A 16,447-nucleotide genomic window follows, 5' to 3' on the forward strand; every position below is an offset into this window, starting at 1 on the left:
TACTCTTCGGCGCTGGCTCCGCGAAGTATTAATCTTTTAATGAATCGAAAATTCGAATAGTATGACAGCAGGCCCCAAGAAAAACCCCAGCTATAAAAGCTGAGGCAAAATCATCCTATTCTATTCCCATATCTCCAACAACACCCTGCCCACACAAACCCCCACTAACAACCCCTATTACCCTATCCCGCTCCTCCACCGTCAAACTAGATTCCGAAGGTGAAAACAGGTACCAGGTTCTAAAACAATTCCGAATTCAATGTGAACCTGGTATCCTATATCCACTCTAAGTCATGTGATAAGATGAAGATAAAAACGGAGTGATTTGGATGGAATGTACAATTTGTGGAATCGGCCCGGTGCGCGTACAGTTCGACGGACAGCCGCTTTGTATGGATTGCTATAGTGCTGCGATGGCGGTGGACACCCTTGCCTTCAGCTAACAGTTCCTACTGCCAAGCCTGTAGTGGACTTTCACCACCAAGTTATAGCGCATGCCTGGCGCACAGAAAAAGCCCCGCAGAGATTCCTCTCTACGAAGCTATAGCAAAGAAGTAATCTGAATTGTGTTGGTGCCAGGCACCGAACTTAGAGTTGCTGAGGTGTATTTAGTCCATACGATGAAGAACAAATGTCTTCGGTATTTCTTATCAAGGTTTTATTTCATTCATATGTTCTTTAATCGTCTTTTCTGTTAATTGGCCTGTAACAATGTCCACAATTATTCCGTCTGGGTTAATCAAGACCGTCGTCGGAAGTGGGACTATATTATATAAGTCCATGACTTCTCGGCCCGTATCGATCATTATCGGGAAATCCAGCTTGTAGTTGCTGGCAAATTCATTGACAGCAGACTCCGATTGTCCAATATTAACAGCAAAAACTTGAACGCCCTGGTCTTTAAATTGGTGGTATTGTTTATTAAGATCAGGCATCTCACTTTTGCTGGGCGCAGCCCAAGTTCCCCAAAAATACAGATACACAGCTTTGCCATTATAATCAGATAAACGATGTTGATTCCCGTCGATATCCGTAAGGGTAAAATCGGGAGCGACATCACCGACTTTTACTTCAGTAGAATTTACAGTTCCACTATCTGCATCGTCAGTTCCGCCCGAAAGCGTGTAAGAGGCAGCTAGAATACCCCCTGCAGCTACAATCCAAAAACCAATTTTATATGCTGCACCTAGTAACCCAAATATAAGTCCGATAATCGCCGTGCCTCTTTTGTATTTCTTTCTCATCCCTATTAATCCGAAAATAACTGCGAGTAACCAAACAGGTGCCATAAACCAGCCTAAATAGGGTATTAAGCCTACAATAAATCCGATAATTCCTAATACCAATGCCGTTGTGGCTGCACCATTTGATTGATTTTGAATAATGATGGTTTCTCTATTTTGTGCTTCCATCGAATCTCCCCCTTTTTTAAAAAACACAACTTTAAAAATATAACACTATCAATTAAACAAAATAAAGCAAAATGCCCTTACGTTGGCACTTTGCTTTATTTTACCATAGAACAAAAAAAAATTAATTTCTGTCCATAGTATTACAAACGGTATGAAACGGGTAGTAATCCATTGCTACGACCATTGGCCTCTTCGTTTCGATCGGGTTACGTAAAAAACGGTACCAGGTTCTGGAACAATTCAGAATTCAACGAGAACCTGGTACCGAAATTAATTGGAATTCTTCTTGAGTTCGAATGATAACGCTGCTTGTGCTTTTTCTAGATAGGCATCCGGATCCATCTGAAAAGCCCGCAACTTTTTTAAGAAAAAACGGTACCAGGTTCCGGAACAATTCTGAATTCAACGAGAACCTGGTACTTGAAATTACGTTGCCCGTTACATGCATAGTTTTTAATAAGTTATCAAAATGATAATACAAGCCCCCATCTATTGTAAGTTGGGGGCTATTTGACGCTTACGCTCCCTACAATAACTCTTGACGGATAAAGATTATCATAGATAGCTCGTCCCTCCCGAAGAAACTCAGGAGAGAAAAGGATATTATCCGTCTTAAAACGCTGACGTACCGATTCCGTGTAGCCAACATAGTAGACTTAATCACCATGACAGCAATAAGTTTAGTGTAGGCTACCAGTTTCCGGAACAATTCCGAATTCAATGAGAACCTGTTACCCGAAAATCATACGTGAAACGATCACGAGTTTATATTGAATAGGCTGTATCCCTGCAGGATGAAACGCAAGATCCTTTCGCGTCGCGGAAACACGCGCCTATAACGTTCTGTGATGGTGAAGTTTTTAAAAAATAACTTTGAAAGCTTTGGTTTCGTGCGGCCATTTTTCTTGAATTAGATGGCTTGACTTATATTACATTATACGCTGGTACCCGAAGAATTTAGAAAAATAATATAATTTAAGGTTGGGACTTTTATGGTAAGATTTTGATAGTATAGAAAAATGTTAGGAACTAACAAAGAAAAAGAGGTGACACAAGATGTTTGCTGGCATATCAATATTAATTGTATTGGGTATAATATTTAAATTTTATCGAGCTACAAAGATAATAGAAGATTTTGCAAAAATATGGAGTGTTAATAGATTAGGTTTAATCATCAGCATAGTATTTACTACATTAGCTTTCACTTTAATTATGAATTTAGATGGGTGGATTTCAACGGTTTGGAACCTTTTATGGCTCAATCTACTAATTTGGAACCGTACTATTAGGTACATACCTTTATTCATACTAAGATTCGCCATTATATTAATTCCTTTTACTTTAGCTATTGACGCATTAATGGGTGATATAATTTTTGGTGAGAGTGCTGATCTTGGAATCAGTGTAGGGGAAGACGATATAGTAAACAGCCATTTCGTTAATCCACACGATGTAAGTGGCTACACTCGAGGTGATGGAACTGTTGTTGAGGGCTATTACAGGGACGGAGACGGTAATACTGACATCAATTTATCAAAAGAAGATGGCGGAGGATACATAAGAACGAATCCGGACGGAGACCCGTCAAATAATTTAAATTCTTAGGGGGATTTATATGTTATGAAAAATTTATTCTTTATTATTATAATAGGTATTGTATTAATATCTATATTAATATTTATTTCAAGCCATATTGTAACAATATTAGCTGTCATTTCCTTTATCGTCTTACTCATCGGCCTTTTTTCATTAGACTCTTTAAATAAATTGGAAGTACAGAATCATATAAAATTAATTAGTAAATCACAATACAAAACACTTCTGTCCGCTTATATAAGTTGTATGTATTTAACCCAAGTTTACTACAATGATACTTATTCACATTTTACCAATGAGCGGGTGTTTCCGAATCTTTATTAGTTTTCTTAGCTTTCGCGCCAGGAGCGGTTGTTATGATGTATGTCTTAATAAGTGCTTCTTTAAAGTGGAACTCCTTCAACAAAAGTATTTAAAATTAAAAACGGTACCAGGGTTCGGGAACAATTCCGAATTCAATGAGAACCTGGTATCCGAAATCTATGAAAAAGGGCCCTCAAATGAGGACTCTCTTAGTTGTTACAAAGAAACTTCTATATGTGCAAAGTCTTGATAGTCGAGTTCATTTACGTCAATTTCACGAGATCTCATAAGGTCAATTAGAGTGGCTACTTTCATGGAAACTTTAGCACTAAAAACTGGCTCTTCAAAGTTATTATTAAAAACTTTACAAGGTACGTTCTTTACAACGTATTTCTGATCACTATCCAAAAACTCATAGTCTTGTGTGTATACAGGTTTATTGCCAACCATAGCACTAACCCCCAATGTAGATGATACCATTCTTTTTCACCCCTAAATATGTATATTTGTACGTCTAAGTTACAGTTTAACTATTATGTTGCATTTTATACCCTATTAGTAACTTATTCAATCATTATTGTTTTGTTTGGACTTTGCTATCTTCAACATTTGTTCTCTTAAGTCATCTGGGAAGAGAGGTTGCATTAAGTCTTTTTTAACGTTTTCTAAAGTAATTGTAACAACCGAAATTTCAAAGCCCTCCTCGATCTCATGCCCTTTAAAGCTAATTGCTGTCTTTTCTCTTTTGGGACGATTTTGGAGAGTATATGTAAGTTCTGTCTTTCCTTTGTACTGAGCTTTTTGAACCAGAAAAGGTACCAGGTTCTGGAACAATTCCGAATTCAATGAGAACCTGGTACCCAAAATTGTAAGTATACTTCTAGTGCCACCTGCCGAACTGCTTGTCATACGTCAGATAGTGAAAGGTACCAGGTTCTAAAACAATTCAGAATTCAATGAGAACCTGGTACTCGAAATTAATATCGGCAGCATTGGACATTAAGCAGCGGCATAATGAATTGACTCAGGTTCTGGGACAATTCAGAATTCAACGAGAACCTGGTACCAGAAATTAACACCGTATAAAATTCAATTGTATGCGGGGTTTGGCGGAAGCAACAAAGAAGTAAGAAAATTAATTTTGGAAGCGTTGGAGGAATATAGCTAACGGGGGCTTTAACGGAATTAGTGAATAGAATAGGGGTTCATTTTTTCATGAGGATACCATTCTGTAAGAGTGATATGTGGTGAGGAAATAAAGGGTTTAAGGGGTGGACATTCAAGTTTAATCCATCCCTCATTTTTTAAATCTATAACCCACTCCCCAAATTGTTTCGACAAATTGTGGATTCGATGGGTCCCTTTCAATCTTTTCCCTAATCTTCCTTATATGAACGGTAACTGTATTTACATCCCCAATTGAATCATAGCCCCAGATTCGCTCCATCAAATGTTCTTTGGTAAAAACGATGTTTGGATTTGTGGCTAAAAATTTTAAAAGATCAAACTCCTTGGCAGTAAGTGTTTTCTCTTCATCATTTACAAACACACGCCTTGAGTCACTTTGTATAAGTAGCCCCCCAGCTTGAATGTCATTTTGTTTATGTTTACGGTTCATTAGGCGGTCATATCTTGATATATGAGCTTTTACCCTAGCAACTAATTCATTGGGGTTAAACGGCTTCAAAATATAATCGTCGGCACCTCGGTCAAAGCCCCGAATTTTATCTATGTCTTCTTTTCGGGCTGTTACCATTAGGATAGGTATGACTAATGTTTCCCTGAGTTTTTTGCATATTTCGAAACCATCCATCCCAGGAAGCATTAAATCTAAAAGAATAAGATTATATAAATTAGTTGTGGCGAGTCTTAGACCTTCTTCACCGGTTGTTGCAATATCACTTTCAAACCCATTAACCTCTAAATAATCCTGTTCCAATACTGCAATATTCATCTCATCTTCTATGATTAAAATTCTTTGCATTTACATCACCTTTTCATATTAAAATAAATACTTGTACCCGCATCTAATTTACTATCAACCCAAACATTGCCACCATGTTCATTAATAATCTTTTTAACGATGGATAATCCAAGTCCACTCCCACCTGTAGAAGAATTTCTTGAAAGATCTGTTCGATAAAAACTATTGAAAATATAAGGGATATCTTTTTTTTCGATGCCACTACCATTATCTTTAATTTCTACAGTTACTTCATCTATTCCAGCTGATAAACGGACTTGGATTTCCTTATGTTTTTTATTCATATATTTCAAATTGTTTTGGGTAATGTTTGTTACAACACGTCGCAATTTTTCTCTGTCTGCTTTTACTAAATAGGAATCTTCCTTGTTGGCCAAAAGAATTATTGAACCTTGCTCTTTTGCCAATTCAAACGATAATTCCTCAACAAAATCAACAAAAAACGTATATAAATTCACTTCTTCGATGTAAAAAGGGGTTTGTTGTAAATCCAACTTAGAGAATAAAAACAAATCATCAATCAGTCCATCCATATGATTTGCTGTCTTATATATCGTGTCCATATATCGCTCTAACTTTTCCGGAGTATTAGCCACGCCATCTTGAATGCCTTTTATATAACCTTTGATGGATGTCAGTGGTGTTTTCAAATCATGAGAAATACTTGCAATCAGCTCTTGTCGGTTTTGCTCATATTGAAGTTGGGCGGACTGGGCTTCTTTTAGTTTTATACGCATCGCTTCAAATGTATTGGTTAGCTCGCCTAATTCATCCTTTTGATCAGACTTGATGCTGTATTCCAAATTACCATTACTGATTTTCTTTGCAGCAACAGATAGCTCCTTGATTGGAGATATGATGCTTTTTGACACATAATAAGTTAGTAGGCCATTTGTTATGATGATAATAAAAACCATAGCAATAAAACGATAACTTAAAAACAACCCCATGCCCGAATCTTGTAAATTACCTCTAAAAACGTAAAAGAGTAAATAACCCAAAACTATTTCCGCTAGTAAGAATCCAGTAATTGGAATAATAATCATTCCTATATTGGATAAAATCAATCGTTTTTTTATAGACAACACCACTCACCCCCATTAGCGAAATTCGCTATGCTATTTTTAATCATGACATAATGACTCGTTTAATGAAACAAATGGGACTGCCAAAATCAACAGCCCCTCACAATTTGACTAAATTATATCTTTTCAAATATCTGTCCATCTTCTATACGCAAGACCCGATCACAGAGGTGCAATATTCTTTCATCGTGTGTCACCATAATTGCTGCTTTATTCCTTGTCTTTACTTCATGAGATATCATTTCAACAACCTGTTTTCCACGTTCCGAATCTAAACTAGCAGTCGGCTCATCTGCCAATACGATATCAGGATCATTCATAAATGCCCTTGCAATAGCAACCCTTTGCTTTTCCCCACCAGATAACTTAGCAGGATAAGACTTTGATCTATGACTTAGCCCCAAATGATTTATTAAATCAGTAGCCTTTTTCACATTTTCTTTTTTGCCTGTTTTAGAAATATCACTTATTAACATTAATTGTTCCTTAACTGTTAAATAAGATACTAAGTTGGATGATTGAAAAATAAATCCTATTTTGTTCTTTCTTACAGAAGTTAACTTAGACGGTTTATAGGCTGCTATATTCTCTTGATCTAGGTATCACATTTCCACTGCTTGGTGATAATAATGCACCAATAATGGATAAAAGTGTACTTTTACCAGAACCCGATGGTCCAACGATGGCAATAAACTCTCCTTTTTTTAATGTTAATGAAATGTCTTTCAATATAGTGATAGACGAATCACCGTCACCAAATCTTTTTTGAATATGCTCAAGTCTCAATATTTCCTTTGCCATTATTCAACCCTCCCAATTGCTTCTAGTGCATCAACTTTTGCAACTTTATTGACAGATAATAACGAACCTAATAAATTTAAAACTAAAAATAACGCCGCTGTACTTAATACTAAAGTAGGTGAAGTTCTAAAAGGCACTCCTTCTGGGATTACTTGAGTCATACCGTAAACGAATAAACTACTAAATACGACACCAATCATTGTAATCAACGTAACTTGAATAATAATCCCCTTTGCAATATAAGATGTAGTTGCTCCTATTGCCTTTAAAATCCCAAATTGATTTGTTTTTTGTAATGTAATAACGTAAAAAAATACTGTTGAAACAAAAGCAGAGATGATAAATAGAAAGACAACAATCATCGTTAATGAACCTTGTGTTTCCTTGTACCCGGGTATAGTCTTTACCGCTTCATTAGATTCCATTGTATCGTACCCAGTTATAGGGGCTTTATCACCTGTATAAACAACTGCATTATAAGAAAGTTTATCTTGATATAAAGCATTCATACCCAGTTCAAAATCTGCATAGACAACAGGCATCATCGAATAAGTATGATCTTTCGTAAAACCAGCAATAACGATTTTTTTGCCTGTATTCTTGTCTGTAATCTCATCATTTAATTTGATTCCAAATATTTGAATACTTTCATCAGCAATTACTTCATTTTTGTTTAGCCCACTAAAGTCTTTTCCTTTTACTATTTCTAAATCTGAATATTGATTAGCATTCACTGAAAAATAAACAACATCCACATCTTTTTCATTCTCTCTTTCTAAAGTGGACATGTTAATAGCTAATGGTGTAGCGTTTTGTTCCAGCTGTTCACTAATATTTTCCACGTCTTTCAAGGTTAAATTCGATTTTATAATGGCACCATCAGCCTCTTTGTTCAGCACAATATAATCTGCTTGAATATTTTTAATGGCAGAACTATCACTGAAGCCCAATCCATTGGCTAATCCTGTGACGAAAAACACTAAAAACAAGACTGCAATTGTGATGACACTAATTAACGTGTATCGTAATTTTGATTGTTTCATCTCTTTAAATGCTAAAAACATATTTACTCTACTCCTTATTTTTTATTATAAATCAGCACGACTAATGTACAAAGGATGGCAGTATAAAATGGTAAAAATTTGATGCCTATTGGTTTCTGGAATATAAGCATTCCCAATATACCAATGAACTCAGATAAGATGATTCCGAGAATAAAGCCGCCAAATATTCCCGCTAATATGCCTAATAATAGTTTCATTCATCAATCTTCCTTTCATAGATTCTTGCGAAAAATTAATTTCCATGATTTTGAAAGTAATAAAAATGATAGGACAAAAAGCAGAATGCCAACTACCGGATGTATAGATCCCACCCATGGTAATACAGACCTAATATTTGCGGTAAAATACATCAAATAAATTGAAAGAAAAATTCCACTTAACTGCCAATAAGCCCAACGTGGTAAGGAACCTAATATAGCGAAGATAAGCATTAATACTGGTAAATTAAATCCAAACAAATGAACAAACTTAATATGCTTTGACCAATAAACTGGATACTCAAAAATTGCTTTTCCTCCTAGATAAAACTGTACAAAAATACATAGGGTAAAAAGAATTGTTAAGATGAAAAAAATGATTCTTCCAACACGAATTCTACTATTATTTACTTCCAATTTGTTCACCTCCTGTATTTCAAATCGTGTTTACAAATTCATAATACAAGGGCATTCTAAATTACTTCTTATAAAATTCTTAAATAATTATTAAATCTTAGTATCAACTGAAACTTTTATTACCATTGCCAGTTTCTATCCCGATATAATAATGGAATTGAATTGTGGTTCTTGGCTATTATGTATGTAAGTTACGTAGATTTGAAGTTGGAAAGAAACTAATTATTTCACTGTTGTGGATAAACGGTTTGACAAAAGGTGAAAATTGAAAATGCGAGTTCCGTTCCTAAGTTGAATCATAATAAGGGATTTGAATTGGGTGACATATTTCTTCTTTATTCATTTTTCTAATTTATATAATTGTTGCTTCTTTCTCTTGCTTATCTCTTAATTTTTTTCCCTCGTAGGTAAAATCTATTTAATGTTGATAGAATGCTCAATACAATTCAGGGTGGAAAAAGGGGGGCTTAGAGCTGCAAGGATTTGGGGTAGGTGTGGGAGTGAGATTGGGTGGATACCGACTTTTTGCAGATGAATAGCTTTTATTTCATGGATACTTTCAACTTCCCTAATGGAGATTGGTTGGTTTCCTGAATGGAGAAAAGGGGACAGAGAGAAGAATTGAAGCATCCAATGTCCCAAGGGTCTTCACAAATGGATATTTAGACATGATCGTAATTGGTATGAAAAGGTTACGCCAAGAAACAAACCAGAAAAAGGAGTGCGGATTTCATTGATTGGGAACAATGGGATATGGAATGTCTGACACTTGCAAAGAAGGCTATAGAAACAATCCTTCAAAGAGATGGAAAGCCCATTAGAGTAACTACTAGAAGTGTTAAAGACACACTGGGGTTTGGGAACTGGTTTAATAATAAGAAGCTGAAAAATACCAATAATTTTTTGCTTGAAGCAAAAGAGGATATAGATTGCTTTCGTATCGGGTATAAGAAAGAGAAAGTGGGCCATTAATGCGATGATAAGCAAAGGAGAGTCAATAACACCGTATAAAATTCTTGAATTTAACCAAGCATTTGTAGATTTAAAAAAGATTGTTGAAAGATACGGCGATAAAGAAAATGATGACTATGAGTGGGATGAATGAATTTGTATGTATACTTCTAGTGCCACCTGCCGAACTGCTTGTCATACGTCAGATTCAAAATCGATGCGAAAAGAGGAGAAAAAACCTTCTGGACAATCAGTAAGCTCTTCTCTTTTTCATCATTAGGTTAATAGAGTCCGCCCGAATTTAGACACTCAATCCGTCAGAATTGGGACAGGTAATATAGGTAGCATTGGACATTAAGCAGCGGCATAATGAGTTGACTTGGTTTCCAGGACAATTCAGAATTCAATGAGAACCTGGATATGCTAAATCTTGGATTTAAAAAAGGAAAGGAGATATAACCAATTTTAACATGGTCTCTCCTTTCCTATTGATAAAAATGTTTTTCCAATGCTTCATAATCATTTTGATCAGTTAATATGCTGATTGCCCAATTATAGGGGGATTCATGAAAACCCATTTTATCTTTACTTAAAGAATCCTCCACGTCAGAGTCTTTAATTATTCTCATCGCTTCTTCTTTGCTTTTACCAAACTCATTTATCAATTCCGTAGTGATATGCTGAACCATTAAATCAACTTCATAGCGAAGTCTGCTTGTATTATTTGTATTTAACATTTTATCACCTCCAATAGTTCTAAATGCTGTGCAGCTTCATCCGTTAATACTGCTAACTGATTCTTCTTATTATATGCTTTTATATCCTTAAAATTCGTTGATATCCAATCCAGTTTTCTAAATTATATCATAGATTTCTGAATATTCCATTCCCCTTCTCCATTTCCGCAACTAATTAACCGGACGACCTGCAAGCTAAAAGCGGTACCGGGTTCTGGAACAATTCCGAATTCAATGAGTACCTGGTACTCGAGGTAATTTGACAAATTGCTCAGTTTTCAATTGCGAAATACACCAGGTGGTAAACAATATTTAAAATAGCTTTAAAAAATCAAATGACTCTGACGATAGTTTGGTAGAATGAAGTATACAACAAATGAACTGAGTTCTATGGGAGGATTAAATAAATGTTTAAAGAAGAAAAAAAGAAGCTACTTATTGTATGTGATAACAAAACGAAGGTATATGCAAATCTATTATCTCAGCTTATTAGTGCCAAAGATGATAGTGAAAACGAAGTTATTGGAAGTAAGGATGGTTCTGTTATAGCCAGTGTTTGGGAGGAAAAGCACTTTCTTGCGAATGAGGCGAATATCTCTTCTGACCAGAATATTTTATTTATTGGTAGTAGCAAATCTGCAAAATCAGTAATTCCGAATGTCTCAGAGAAATTCAATGAGCATGGAATTCATTATGGATGGCTTGGGAATCAGGGTGTAATTTATATTGAAGATAGATTACTCAAAAAGGAAGAGTATGACAGTTTCACTACTTTTTGTGAACAGCAACAAAGAGAATTTAAAGAAAAAGTAGAGCTCAACCTATTACACGCAACCCCAAATATAGTGAAAGGCTTCGCCTTATTATTACCTTATGTATACCCAGTTGCCATTTTCAGTATTGTATCAAGCATGAAGGCAAAGAAAAAAATAATGAAACAACAATACCACACTGGCGTGTACCATTTCTATATGAATGCATTAACTCCATTTTTGGAGGATTAATACATGGATTCTTTTAAAAAGGGATACGACTTCTTTGGGAAAAATGCCTCAGCGTTTGTAGGCGCTCATGCTGGCAATGAATATATTTCTTCAATTAGTAGTGAAATTGAAAAATTTCAATCGGAAATCAATCGGTTCCAAGGCTTTGAAACAAACACCTCCAATTTACAAGGCGATGTCGCAGAATTTTGGCATTCAGGTACGCATAATATTGATGCCGTTTTAAAAGGAAAATCGGTCCGAACAACAGTGGATAGAAGTCATGATTTTGCATCCGCTGACGTTATCGATAGTAATGGAACCGAATATGGTTTGAAATACTACCAGACTGGGATAAAGAGTGCTAAAGCCCAAGCTGAAAGTATCTTTGAACGGTATGTCAAATACAAAGTTAGGTCGCTCAATGTAGGCAAGCCATTTGATTCATTAGAGGAGTTTATGAAAGTACGAGGTTACGATGACATACAACTCCTAAATGACCCTATATATTCTGGGCAAGTACGGGTCATTCCAAAGGATCAAATGCAAGAAGCAATTAACTGGCTTGAGAGTAAAATCGCTAAGGAAAGCATCATCAGACCTGACCAAGTTAAACGGTATGAAGATACGTTAAAGATGTTAAAAGATAAAATAGAAACACCGCAAGGAACAGAATCCACCCCTCTCTCAAGAGAAGAGTCAGAATTACTTGCGCGGTTAGCCAAAAAAGGTGAATTTGACTCTGGCGAACACGGTTTTGCTACAGAAGAACTCGTAAAATACAAATATGTTATGGAGCAAGCTTTTAAAGCAGGCCTAACTGCAGCAACTATATCCATCGTCTTAAAGGCCGCCCCAGAAATATATAGAGCAATCGACTACTTAATTAAAACTGGAGAACTAGATGAAAAACAATTTCAAAAAATAGGGTTTGCTGCTTTGGAAGGTGGATCAGAAGGGTTCGTTCGTGGTACAATCTCTGCCGCACTGACAACTGCCTGTAAAGCAGGATTATGGGGCGAAGCATTAAAATCTGTCAATCCCGCTGTAATTGGTGTTGTCACAGTAATAGTTTTAGATGTGATGAAGAATTCATTTTTAGTCGCCAACAAAAAATGACAAGAGGAGAACTCATTGACAACTTGGTTAGGGGCATGTATGTATCTGCAGGTTCTCTAATTGTTGGGGGCATTACTCAAAGTTTTATTGCAATCCCAGTATTCGGATTTATGTTAGGGAGTTTTATCGGATCCAGCATCGGATCTTTTGCTTATACCGCTTCATATAAAACGTATATCTCATTCTGTATTGATTCTGGATTCACCATGTTTGGTATCGTCGACCAAGATTATCAGATGCCACATGAGTTACTAAATGAGATTGGATTATCTACGTTTGAATACGAACAAACGCAATTAGAATTATTTGAAACTTCTACTTTTGAATTTCACACCTTTGAATATGAACAATTTGCCTACGAAACTCTTGGGATTACATTATTACGAAGAGGCGTCATTGGTGTGAACCAAGTAGGATACTTATAAAAAGTATGATTTACACACATTACAATTAAGGAAATTGAAAAATGGATTGCCTCCCTGTCAATTCATCTCTTGATATTCATAAACTGTTGTCATAAATAAATTACATTTCCTTGCGATCAAAGATATTTTAAATTCTACATTTATACAATTATAGTGAATAAACTGAATTCAACCATGTACAGGTACCTTAACAAACGGAGCATTCAAACAAACGCAGCTCGCAACAAAAACACCCCAACTACAATCACCATGACTGTAGTAAGGGCGCAAATTGATATACCCCATCCAATTTAGAGTGCAAGGTTCCTGGGCAACTCGGAATTCAACAAGAACCTTGCAACCTAAATTCCTTCCAACCTCCTATAACCTAACCTGCTCACGTGCTCCCCTTCGTACATAGCCGCAACGACTACATGAACTAGAATAGTAACCAATGCGATGATACCCCGTTAGCTTACACACCAATCTCCCGAATAATTTTCTCATAAGCTTTCTCCTCACATTATTATTCTTTTAACCGGTTCCACCTTTATGTCATTTATAGTAGTACCTAAAGTACAAGTCACGCTTTACTGCTCCCCAGCTTCCTCTTCGATTTCTTCATTGAAATTGGGTGATAGGAACTCCTGCAGCGCCTGTTTATTTTTCTCAAAATCAATACTAAGAACAGCTCCTGCTGCCACGCGTTTATGCTCATAGGAATCTTCAAGTGGGATCCGTAATGTCTGCATTTCGGATTTCCCGCGAAATATTCCCTCCCCGATTTGGAAGATTTTTTTCTTGCTCATATTCGTGTCGATATAAGGGTCTGCCATGCCAAGTATCTTCGGGAAATTTACAAGTGTATGCATGCCGACAGCCTGTTCCTTCACTCTTGATATGACTTCTTGTTGCCTTTTCACACGACCAAAGTCATTTTGATTGTCATTACGGAAACGGACATATCCTAATAACTCATCCCCATGTAAAAGTTGTTTACCAGGTTGAATTTTGCCCCCCTATAAGGAATCGACTGGGATACGTCGATTTCTATCCCGTCAGGAGCAACGACATCCATTATCTTTGAAAAGCCGGATAAGTTGACGGTTGCGTAGTATTGAATGTCGATGTCAAAGTTTTGCTTTAATGTTTCCCGGACAAGCTCCGGTCCGCCGAAAGCGAATGCGGCATTTATCTTTTGTTTTCCGTGTTCCGGTATATCGACGTATGTGTCGCGCATGATGGATACTAACTTCAAATCATTTTTTGACTGATTATAATGAAGGATCATTAACGCATCCGATCTTCCGACTTCATTATCACGGGCGTCGCTTCCTACCAAAAGAATATTCAAGACATCATCATCTTCCGACTTCACACCTTCGAATGGCTTAAATGTTGTTTGGGGCACTAACAATTCAATCTGGGCAAAATCTTCAGTCGCGACAGCTAATCCGCTCTTATACTGGACATGCCAATATAATGCGCCAGACGCAATAATAGCTAAAAATACCAGAGAAAAAATTATCAGTATTTTTAAGCCCCTTTTCATGAATGGCCTCCTCCCCCCGTTTTTTTATTCATTAAGCAATGGTTTGCATTTGGATATCAAGTAAGTTTCCAAATACCCCCTCCTTTTCTTTCGCCAATCGGTTATAATCACCGGTTTGAATGATTTCTCCAGCGTCCATTACCACTATTTGATCCGCATTACGAATCGTTGATAAGCGGTGGGCAATTACGATAATCGTCATCTTTCCTTTTAACCTTTCGATTGCCTCCTGGATTTTCGCTTCATTTTCCACATCCAATGCACTCGTCGCTTCATCTAATATGAGAATAGATGGTTGCCGTAAAATAGCCCGGGCCAATACAAGACGCTGCCTTTCCCCACCGGACAGTCGGATTCCCCGGTCTCCTATACGTGTATCAAGACCTTGCGGAAGCTTTCTTATGAATTCCGCTGCTGCCGCAAATTCTAAGGCCTCCCAAATCCTATCTTCTGTTGCATCCGGGTCAATGATCAGCAAATTCTCCCTAACCGTTGCGTTGAACAAAAATGGGTCCTGCGGAATATAACTGATTGATCTCCTCAACGAAGTTACATTCTCATTTGTGAGCGGTTCATTATCAATAGTTACCATCCCTCGATCCGCTTTGTTTAGGCCCATTAGCAAGTCAATTAATGTACTCTTTCCAGCCCCAGATGCCCCTACTATCGCGGTCATCCGATTAAATGGAATATGCACATCCACTTTCCGGAGCGCATACGTATCCTTTTGCGAATCATATTTAAAGTGAACATTCAGGCAATTCAATCCAAATTTCATCACTATCGGCTTCACATCGTTAACTTCCAGACTTTGCAACTCCCTTGAATCCGCACATTCATTTTGCAAATCCAGTAGTGCTTTTAGTGATGGCATCGTGGATCCAAGTTGCTCCAGATTGGATTGAATGCCTGTAATCCTTGGCCATAGCTTGGCGAAAATAATGACGACCAACATGACTTGCGCCGTTTGAGCTTGCACCATTTCAATCGAAAAGAATATAAAAGCGGCAATGAGTATAGCTGAAACCATTTTAAAGAGCATTTGTGAGGTCGAATTGACAGTCACTAATTTGATTCGATTTTTCTCCATCTTTTCGGTAAGTGAGAAAAACTTCCGTAAATGGTTTTCCTCCAACGAATTACTTTTGATATCCTTCATCCCATTCAAGTGATCCGTGACGTCCGCCATGTATGTCTCCGTCAACCCAAATGTTTCTTTACCTAACGAATGGGATTTTCGTATAAACTTTTTCGAAAAAAGAATAAGTATGAGTCCGAAAAACAATATGAAACTTGTCATCTTTACAGATAGATAAAACGCTATCGCGATTTGAATGAAAGTAAGAATAATCGAAGACATAAACTGCAGAAATAAATAAATGCCTGCACTAACGTTATACATTTCATTCGTCATTATATTAATAATGTCGGATTTCCTCTTCTTAAGGTAAAATCCCCAATTCGCATGAAGCAAACCCTTATACGTATCCTCTTTTAGTTTTCGAATGAACCCTTGTTGGATTTTAGCGCCTAAAATTGTTTGACTACGTTTGAATACACCTTGTCCAACCATCAAAAGGACGTAGATTCCCAATATGATCAGTAGGCTAGCCGTTTTCGGATTCCCGTAAACACGTCCGTCATCCAATTTAAAAACGAAAGACCGTCCGTATTTAGATCCATAATTCCTGTCAATCCAATTAAAGGAATCACCAAAAAAATACTTGCACTATCTATAGGCCGATTAACATCATACAAATCAGATTGATATATAGTATTTTTCCAGAGTAGCCATGTATTTGCTTTGTAAAGTGCAAGAAATGCTTCAAGACCAAATCCTCC

At 36.7% G+C, this 16,447-nt stretch carries 16 protein-coding genes and 3 pseudogenes; 5 read left to right on the forward strand and 14 right to left on the reverse strand.

All coding sequences use genetic code 11. The features are described 5' to 3' along the window. Nucleotides 1-650: 650 nt before the first annotated feature. Nucleotides 651-1,412, reverse strand: a complete 762-nt coding sequence (resA, locus tag QNH10_RS19755; protein WP_283732942.1) for a thiol-disulfide oxidoreductase ResA — start codon at nucleotides 1,410-1,412, stop codon at nucleotides 651-653. Between the two features lie 515 nt (nucleotides 1,413-1,927). Then, nucleotides 1,928-2,059: pseudogene (locus tag QNH10_RS19760) on the reverse strand (UDP-glucose 6-dehydrogenase); the annotation flags it as partial. A 409-nt stretch (nucleotides 2,060-2,468) separates the two neighbouring features. On the opposite strand from QNH10_RS19760, the gene QNH10_RS19765 reads away from it, so the two are divergent. Continuing rightward, on the forward strand, nucleotides 2,469-3,017 hold the full coding sequence (locus QNH10_RS19765) for a DUF3892 domain-containing protein (RefSeq protein ID WP_283732943.1): 549 nt from the start codon (nucleotides 2,469-2,471) through the stop codon (nucleotides 3,015-3,017). A 510-nt stretch (nucleotides 3,018-3,527) separates the two neighbouring features. Here the strand turns inward: QNH10_RS19765 and QNH10_RS19770 are convergent. From QNH10_RS19770 to QNH10_RS19805, 8 genes and pseudogenes are all read right to left on the reverse strand, one after another. Further along, nucleotides 3,528-3,791 carry a hypothetical protein gene (locus QNH10_RS19770; RefSeq protein WP_283732944.1) on the reverse strand — a complete coding sequence of 88 codons (264 nt, stop codon included), beginning with the start codon at nucleotides 3,789-3,791 and terminating at the stop codon, nucleotides 3,528-3,530. Between the two features lie 87 nt (nucleotides 3,792-3,878). Beyond that, nucleotides 3,879-4,157: a hypothetical protein gene (locus QNH10_RS19775; protein ID WP_283732945.1), complete on the reverse strand. Its 279-nt coding sequence runs from the start codon at nucleotides 4,155-4,157 to the stop codon at nucleotides 3,879-3,881. 451 nt (nucleotides 4,158-4,608) lie between these two features. Continuing rightward, nucleotides 4,609-5,295 carry a response regulator transcription factor gene (locus QNH10_RS19780; protein ID WP_283732946.1) on the reverse strand — a complete coding sequence of 229 codons (687 nt, stop codon included), beginning with the start codon at nucleotides 5,293-5,295 and terminating at the stop codon, nucleotides 4,609-4,611. 5 nt (nucleotides 5,296-5,300) lie between these two features. After that, nucleotides 5,301-6,383: a sensor histidine kinase gene (locus tag QNH10_RS19785; protein WP_283732947.1), complete on the reverse strand. Its 1,083-nt coding sequence runs from the start codon at nucleotides 6,381-6,383 to the stop codon at nucleotides 5,301-5,303. Between the two features lie 113 nt (nucleotides 6,384-6,496). Continuing rightward, nucleotides 6,497-7,181: pseudogene (locus QNH10_RS19790) on the reverse strand (ABC transporter ATP-binding protein). Next, nucleotides 7,181-8,245 carry an ABC transporter permease gene (locus QNH10_RS19795; RefSeq protein WP_283732948.1) on the reverse strand — a complete coding sequence of 355 codons (1,065 nt, stop codon included), beginning with the start codon at nucleotides 8,243-8,245 and terminating at the stop codon, nucleotides 7,181-7,183. Before QNH10_RS19795 ends, QNH10_RS19790 begins: the two are co-directional and overlap by 1 nt. A gap of 14 nt (nucleotides 8,246-8,259) precedes the next feature. Then, complete coding sequence (locus QNH10_RS19800) at nucleotides 8,260-8,442, reverse strand: DUF5957 family protein (protein WP_283732949.1); 183 nt, start codon at nucleotides 8,440-8,442, stop codon at nucleotides 8,260-8,262. Between the two features lie 15 nt (nucleotides 8,443-8,457). Continuing rightward, nucleotides 8,458-8,859 (reverse strand): DUF6220 domain-containing protein, encoded by a 402-nt coding sequence (locus QNH10_RS19805; protein WP_283732950.1) that lies wholly within the window; start codon nucleotides 8,857-8,859, stop codon nucleotides 8,458-8,460. A 976-nt stretch (nucleotides 8,860-9,835) separates the two neighbouring features. On the opposite strand from QNH10_RS19805, the gene QNH10_RS19810 reads away from it, so the two are divergent. Further along, entirely contained in the window at nucleotides 9,836-9,964 is a 129-nt protein-coding gene (locus QNH10_RS19810; protein ID WP_283732951.1) for a hypothetical protein, read from the forward strand. Between the two features lie 331 nt (nucleotides 9,965-10,295). Here the strand turns inward: QNH10_RS19810 and QNH10_RS19815 are convergent, their stop codons facing one another. Beyond that, nucleotides 10,296-10,547: a hypothetical protein gene (locus tag QNH10_RS19815; protein ID WP_283732952.1), complete on the reverse strand. Its 252-nt coding sequence runs from the start codon at nucleotides 10,545-10,547 to the stop codon at nucleotides 10,296-10,298. 407 nt (nucleotides 10,548-10,954) lie between these two features. Here QNH10_RS19815 and QNH10_RS19820 point away from each other — a divergent pair, with 407 nt between their 5' ends. From QNH10_RS19820 to QNH10_RS19830, 3 genes are read left to right on the forward strand one after another with little or no spacing between them, the layout of a single operon-like run. Further along, complete coding sequence (locus tag QNH10_RS19820) at nucleotides 10,955-11,551, forward strand: hypothetical protein (protein ID WP_283732953.1); 597 nt, start codon at nucleotides 10,955-10,957, stop codon at nucleotides 11,549-11,551. A 3-nt stretch (nucleotides 11,552-11,554) separates the two neighbouring features. Then, on the forward strand, nucleotides 11,555-12,649 hold the full coding sequence (locus tag QNH10_RS19825; protein WP_283732954.1) for a hypothetical protein: 1,095 nt from the start codon (nucleotides 11,555-11,557) through the stop codon (nucleotides 12,647-12,649). Beyond that, nucleotides 12,646-13,074, forward strand: a complete 429-nt coding sequence (locus QNH10_RS19830) for a hypothetical protein (protein ID WP_283732955.1) — start codon at nucleotides 12,646-12,648, stop codon at nucleotides 13,072-13,074. The genes QNH10_RS19825 and QNH10_RS19830 overlap by 4 nt, the downstream gene beginning before the upstream one ends. 569 nt (nucleotides 13,075-13,643) lie before the next feature. On the opposite strand, the gene QNH10_RS19835 is transcribed toward QNH10_RS19830, so the two are convergent. From QNH10_RS19835 to QNH10_RS19845, 3 genes and pseudogenes are all read right to left on the reverse strand, one after another. Beyond that, nucleotides 13,644-14,063 carry an LCP family protein gene (locus QNH10_RS19835; protein ID WP_488199572.1) on the reverse strand — a complete coding sequence of 140 codons (420 nt, stop codon included), beginning with the start codon at nucleotides 14,061-14,063 and terminating at the stop codon, nucleotides 13,644-13,646. Next, the gene (locus QNH10_RS19840) at nucleotides 14,021-14,605 is read right to left on the reverse strand and encodes an LCP family protein (protein WP_283732957.1); all 585 of its coding nucleotides are present in this window, start codon (nucleotides 14,603-14,605) and stop codon (nucleotides 14,021-14,023) included. Before QNH10_RS19840 ends, QNH10_RS19835 begins: the two co-directional genes overlap by 43 nt. Nucleotides 14,606-14,636: 31 nt before the next feature. Next, nucleotides 14,637-16,434 (reverse strand): annotated as a pseudogene (locus QNH10_RS19845) (ABC transporter ATP-binding protein). Between the last annotated feature and the right edge of the window lie 13 nt (nucleotides 16,435-16,447).

It is taken from the genome of Sporosarcina thermotolerans, assembly GCF_030067815.1.
In the GTDB taxonomy this organism is placed as follows: Bacteria; Bacillota; Bacilli; order Bacillales_A; family Planococcaceae; genus Sporosarcina; species Sporosarcina thermotolerans.